Below are 5,742 nucleotides of genomic sequence, written 5' to 3'. Positions count from 1 at the left end.
GCTGTTTTCCCTGGCGGTTTCCGCCAGGGAAAACAGCGACCGGCGGGAAGGGGGGACCGGGGGGCCCATGGCCTCCCGGCGGGGTCCGGGGCAGCGCCCCGGTTCTTATCCTCTCCCTTTCACGGACCAAAGGGACCTCCGGACTTTTGCGAGGTCCTTGAGCCCCGGGGAGGATTCCACGCCGGAGTTGAGGTCCAGCCCGTGGGGGTTGGCCTGGGCCAGGGCCTCGGCGATGTTGTCGGGTCCCAGGCCTCCGGCCAGGAGCCAGGGCATGGGCGGGGAAAATTGGGCCAGGGAGGCGAAGTCGAGGGACACGCCGTGGCCGCCGCCGGAGGTGCCGGCGTCGAGGAGCGCGTAGCGGATCGCGCCCGCGAAGGGTTCCAGGGCGGCGACGAGGCTGGCCGTGTCCGGGTGTTTTTTCGGCCAGAAGGCGCGGATGACGCGCTCCGGGCCTATGGCGCGGCAGAATGTTTCGTCCTGGTCGCCGTGGAGCTGGGCGAAGTCGAGTTCGGCTTCCTCCATGATGCGCAGCACCTCGTCGAGGCTTTGTTCGACGAACACGCCGACGCGCCTGGCCGTGGTGCGGGGCAGGGCGGCGGCCTGCGCGGCCGTCAGGCAACGCGGGCTTTTGGCGGCGAAGATGAATCCGAGCAGGTCGGCTCCGGCTTCGGCGCAGCCGAGGACGTCTTCGGGGCGGGTCATGCCGCAGATTTTGACAAGGATGTCGGCCATGTCAGTCCGCCTTTCCGGCAAGCGCGGTCAGGGCCTGGCCGGGATCGGGTTCGCGCATGATCGAGGTGCCGACGAGCACGGCGTTGTAGCCGATGGCGGCCATGCCGAGCACGTCGGCGCGGCTGGCGATGCCGCTGGCGGCGATCCAGATGCGGCCGGGGCGCTTCAGGGCGGCCATGCGTCGGGCCACGTCCAGGTTGGTCGCAAGCGTGTCCAGGTCGCGGCTGTTGACCTGGATGATGTGCGCCCCGGCGGATTCGGCCCGGGCCAGGTCGGCCTCGTCGAAGACCTCGACCACGGCCTCGAGGCCGGCGTCGTAGGTCAGGCGCAGCATCTCGTCCAACTCCGCGTCGGTCAGCATGCGCACGATGAGCAGCAGGGCCGAGGCCTTGGTGGCGGCGGTCTCCACCACCTGGAGCGGGTGGAGCAGGAAGTCCTTGCGCAGCATGGGCAGCCCGACGGCGCTGATCGGTTCCAGATAGTCGACGGAGCCCTTGAAGTACGTCTCCTCGGTCAGGACCGAGATGGCGGCGGCCCCGGAGGCGGCGTACATGGCCGCGACCTCGCCCGGGTCGAGCCCCAGGTTGATGTCGCCCGCCGACGGCGAGGCCCTTTTGTACTCGGCGATGACGGCGATGGGGCCGGCGGCGAGCAGGGCGTCGGAAAAGGACGGCCGCGCGCCGTCATACCTGGCGGGCAGGCGCTGGGCCGCCTCGAGGTCCTTGAGGCGTTTTATGGCCTTGGCCTGGGCGGCCCGGAACTTCTCAAGCATGGAGCACGTCCTTGAAGAACGAGGCGGCGATGCCGGAAGCGACGGCGTCGCGGGCCTTGTCCATGCCCTGCCTGAGCGTGAGGCCGTCCTCGAGCAGGTGCAGGGAGCAGCCGAGGTTGAGCGCCACCATGTCGCGCATGGCCGCGTTGCCCTTGCCGGCCAGGACCTCGCGCAGCACGGCCACGGCCTCGTCGCGGCCCGAGACCACCACGTCGGCCGGCTTGTGGGCCGGGAAGCCCAGGGCGGCCGGGTCGATGCGGTCGCTTTTGATCCAGCCGTCGCGCAGCCAGCACACGTCGGCCGGGCCGAAGGGGGTCAGCTCGTCGAAGCCGCCGGCTCCGTGGACCACTGCGCCGCAGGACAGGCCGGTCAGGGCCAGCACCTCGCCCATGAGCCGCACGTGGCGGGAGGTGGGCACGCCGAGGAGCTGATGGGTGGGGCGGGCGGGGTTGAGCAGGGGGCCCATGAGGTTGAAAAGCGAGCGCACGCCGAGTTCCTTGCGGATGGGGCCGATGCGCTTGAAGGCCGGATGGTAGTTGGGGGCGAAGAGAAAGACGAAGTTGTGCCTGTCGAGTTCGGCCGCGACCAGTTCGGGTTCGACAATCAGGGTGAATCCCAGGGATTCCACGGCGTCGGCGCTGCCGCAGGAGCTGGAGACGGCGCGGTTGCCGTGCTTGACCACCTTGTGGCCCATGGCGGCGAGGTAAAGCGCCACGGCGGTGGAGCAGTTAAACGAGCAGGTGTTGTCGCCGCCGGTGCCGCAGGTGTCGATGCGCGCGCCGGTGAGTCCCTCAACGATGCGGGCCTCTTCCAGGGCGGCGGTGACGCCGGCCGCGATCTCCACGGCGGATTCGCCCTTGGTCTTGAGCCCCATCAGGAACGCGCCCACGCACGACGCCGGCATCTCGCCGGTGTACATGGCCCGGAAGGCGTAGGTGGCCAGTTCCTGGGGCAGGTCCTTGCCGATGGCGAGAAGTTCCAGGCATTCGACATGTTTTTCCACGGTGCTGCTCCTTTGGTGCGTGGGCGGTTAACGCGGGGCGGTGGCGGTTTCCAATTCCTCGCAGGCCATGTTGAGAAACGCCCTGGCCCGGTCGAGCTGTTCGGCCACGACGTCGGGGGTCAGGCAGAGGTTGGTTTCGAAATCGGCGCGGTTGCGCAGGTGCTCGGCCTCGACCAGCCAGCGGTGAAAGATGGGCGGCAGCTCGCTCGGGTAGGCGAAGCGCTGGCCAAAGGCGTCGATGACGTCGCGCGGATCGTTCACGTCGAGCTTAACGGTCAGCAGAAATGCCTCGGCCACGTAGTGCATGGTGAAGTAGCTTCGGCTCATGGCGCAGTCGAAGAGGCCCTCGGCGGCGAGCAGACGCGCGGCGTGCAGGCTGTCCTTGGCTTTGTCGAGCAGAACGGAGACGGTGTTCACAAGCAGGTATCCTTATAAAATCTTGTCCGGAAAGTTTCCGATCAGCTTCATCCCGTCGGGAGTGAACACCGATTCCGGATGAAACTGCACCCCTACCCAGGGCCGGTCGCGATACCGCAGTCCCATCACCTCGTTTCGGTCGGTCCAGGCCGTGATCTCCAGCTTCTCCGGAGCCTTGCCCGCGAGCACCACCAGCGAATGGTACCGGCAGCACTCGAAGGGATTGGGCAGTCCCTCGAAAAGCCCGGTCTCGCGGTGGTACACGTCCGACGTCTTGCCGTGCATGATGCGGTCGGCCACGACAACCGGCGCGCCGGCGAAATGCCCGAGAATCTGATGCCCCAGGCAAACGCCGAAAACCGGGGTCTGTTTTGGCAGTTGTGCGAGAAACTGCAAGCACAACCCGGCATTGGTCGGGTTGCTGGGGCCGGGCGAGATGCAGACCATGTCGAGCTTGCCGGAGGAGGCCAGCTCCAGGATTTCCGGATCGTCGTTCTTTTTCACCACCGGGTCGCGGCCCAGTTGCTGGAAGGCCTGGACCACGTTGAAGGTGAACGAGTCGAAGTTATCAATAAGTAAAAACATCGCCATCCTCCTTGGCCGCCAGCACCTCGGCGATCACCCGGGCCTTGTTCTGACACTCCATCCATTCCTTGGCCGGATCGGAATCGAAGACGATGCCGGCCCCGGCCTGCCAGGTGAGCATGCCGTCGCGTATCCACATGCTGCGGATGGTGATGCCCGTGTCCAGGTTGACGCATCCCTCGTCCAGGCCGATCCAGCCGATGCAGCCGGCATACGGCCCGCGCGGGAGGCTGTGCTCCAGCTCGGCGATCATCTCCATGGCCCGCACCTTGGGCGCGCCGGAAAGGGTGCCGGCCGGAAAGGCGCACTTGAGCACGTCCAGGGCGTCGAGCCCATCTTTGAGCCTGGCCGTCACGTAGGACACGATGTGCATGACGTGGGAGAAGCGTTCCACGGCCATGAACTTCTCGACTTTGACCGTGCCCGGTCCGGCCATGCGGCCCAGGTCGTTGCGGCCGAGGTCCACCAGCATGACGTGCTCGGCGCGTTCCTTGGGGTCGGCCATCAGCTCCTCGGCCAGCTTGTCGTCCTGCTCGGGGCTCTTGCCGCGCGGCCGCGTCCCGGCGATGGGGCAGGTGGTCAGCTCGCCGTCGCGGCAGCGGATGAGCAGCTCCGGCGAGGAGCCGAGAAGCGTCACGCGCGGCAGGCGCATGAAAAACATGTACGGCGAGGGGTTCACCTGGCGCAGCCGGCGGTAGACCACGAAGGGATCGCCGGAAAAGGGCGCGGAAAACTGCGTGGAAAGCACCGTCTGGATGCACTCCCCGGCCCGGATCATCTCCTTGCACTTGGCCACGGCGTCCATGTAGCCCTCGGCTTCGGGGCGGTTGACCACCTTGCCGATGATCGGCCGGTTCATGGGCGCGAAGATGTTGGAATAATCGATGCGGGCCTTCTTGCCGGCATCCAGGGAAAGATGCAGGCAGCGGTGCTTGACGTGGTCGAACAGCACCACCCGGCCGGGCAGCACCAGACAGAACTCCGCCTCCTCGGGCGGCAGTACCTTGGCCAGCTTGGGCTCGAGAATGCCGGCGATGCCGTAACCGAAATAGCCCGCCAGGGAGCGCGTGATCGGCGGCACATCCTTGAAGCCCTCGGGCGGCAGCACGCGCAGATCGGCCATGAGTCCGCGCATGCCCTCCAGGAAGCCCTGGCCGCTGTATTGCTCCAGGGCCTTTAACCGGTCGTCCGTGGCATTGACGTCGAGCCTGCCGTCTTTGAGCCGCAGCCGCAGCCGGAAATCCCAGGCGATGAGGCTGTAACGGCCCATCCGACCGTCCACCTCGGCGCTTTCAAGCAGTATGCCCGGCCTCTCCCCCACAAGCCCGAGAAAGAGGCTTATGGGCGTCTGCACGTCGGCCGGCAGCCACGTCCCTTCCTGCCTAAGCGTAATCGCACTCATGGATTGTCCTTTTTTGCCGTTTCGGCGGTCCACCACGCCTCGGCGCGGCGAACGAGCAGGTCCACGTCGCCGCCCGCGGCGAGGTTGAGAAAGCTGCGAAAATTGCGCACGGCCTCATGGCTGTACGGATTGGCTTCGTAGAGCGCGGTGAAAAGCCCCGCGTCCTTGGTGATGAGTTTTTCGGCCGCGACCAGCCGCCGGGTAAACGACGGCGTCAGGTACTTTCGCACCGCGCCGCCGACCCCCTGGGCCGCCAGATAGGCCAGGGTGGTGACGAAATTGAGCCCCTGCACATAGGCCGCCGCCCGGTCGTGCTCCTCGGCGTCCGAGGCGAAGGGCACAAACCCGATGCGCCGGCACCAGTCGGCAACCGCCCGCGTGGCCCAGACATCCTGTCCCGGCCGGCCGTCCATGACCGCCACCCGAAGCGCGTCGTCAGGACCCGGAGCCGGCCCGAAAAGCGGATGCGTGCCGACCACCGGACCATGATAATGCGCGATCATGTCGTTGATGGGCTGCGTCTTGACCGAACCCACGTCGGCCAGAATCTGCCTGCCCCCCATGTGCGCGGCGACCTTTTCGGCCACTTCGCCCGTGGCGTAGACCGGCACGGACACCAGCACCATGTCCGCGCCCGCAACGCCCGCCGCGATCTTTTCTTCCGTCAGCGGCCGGTCCAGCTCCCGAACCTCAACCCCGGCCTCCCGACATCTCCCGACAATCAGCTTCCCCATTCCCCCCCGCGCGCCGATAAGGGCCAGGGAGTCGATGGAGAGGAGGGAAGACTCCGGGGGAGGGGACCCCTTTTTGCAAAAAGGGGTCCCCTCCCCC

7 protein-coding genes are annotated in these 5,742 nt (G+C 67.0%); all 7 read right to left on the bottom strand.

Annotated elements, in window-relative coordinates:
• Nucleotides 1-105 precede the first annotated feature (105 nt).
• Genes ACMZ6R_RS19870 through ACMZ6R_RS19840 form a run of 7 tightly spaced genes read right to left on the bottom strand, consistent with a single transcriptional unit; the run spans nt 106 to nt 5,645 of the window.
• Nucleotides 106-732 carry a phosphoribosylanthranilate isomerase gene (locus tag ACMZ6R_RS19870; protein ID WP_416114691.1) on the bottom strand — a complete coding sequence of 209 codons (627 nt, stop codon included), beginning with the start codon at nt 730-732 and terminating at the stop codon, nt 106-108.
• Nucleotide 733: 1 nt separating this feature from the next.
• A complete protein-coding gene (locus ACMZ6R_RS19865; protein WP_416114690.1) occupies nt 734-1,504 on the bottom strand; it encodes an indole-3-glycerol-phosphate synthase in 771 nt (256 codons plus the stop codon).
• Nucleotides 1,497-2,507: an anthranilate phosphoribosyltransferase gene (gene trpD / locus ACMZ6R_RS19860; protein WP_416114689.1), complete on the bottom strand. Its 1,011-nt coding sequence runs from the start codon at nt 2,505-2,507 to the stop codon at nt 1,497-1,499. Before trpD ends, ACMZ6R_RS19865 begins: the two co-directional genes overlap by 8 nt.
• 27 nt (nt 2,508-2,534) lie before the next feature.
• Complete coding sequence (locus ACMZ6R_RS19855) at nt 2,535-2,924, bottom strand: HEPN domain-containing protein (protein WP_416114688.1); 390 nt, start codon at nt 2,922-2,924, stop codon at nt 2,535-2,537.
• 12 nt (nt 2,925-2,936) lie between these two features.
• Nucleotides 2,937-3,509: an anthranilate synthase component II gene (locus ACMZ6R_RS19850; protein ID WP_005994644.1), complete on the bottom strand. Its 573-nt coding sequence runs from the start codon at nt 3,507-3,509 to the stop codon at nt 2,937-2,939.
• On the bottom strand, nt 3,493-4,911 hold the full coding sequence (locus tag ACMZ6R_RS19845) for an anthranilate synthase component I family protein (RefSeq protein ID WP_416114687.1): 1,419 nt from the start codon (nt 4,909-4,911) through the stop codon (nt 3,493-3,495). Before ACMZ6R_RS19845 ends, ACMZ6R_RS19850 begins: the two co-directional genes overlap by 17 nt.
• Entirely contained in the window at nt 4,908-5,645 is a 738-nt protein-coding gene (locus ACMZ6R_RS19840) for a prephenate dehydrogenase/arogenate dehydrogenase family protein (RefSeq protein WP_416114686.1), read from the bottom strand. The genes ACMZ6R_RS19845 and ACMZ6R_RS19840 overlap by 4 nt, the downstream gene beginning before the upstream one ends.
• Nucleotides 5,646-5,742: the final 97 nt, after the last annotated feature.

Origin of the sequence: Solidesulfovibrio sp. C21, assembly GCF_047785625.1 — a bacterium.
In the GTDB taxonomy this organism is placed as follows: domain Bacteria; phylum Desulfobacterota; class Desulfovibrionia; order Desulfovibrionales; family Desulfovibrionaceae; genus Solidesulfovibrio.
Note: the sequence above shows the minus strand (reverse complement) of the source record. Positions and strands in the feature narration are given on the sequence as shown.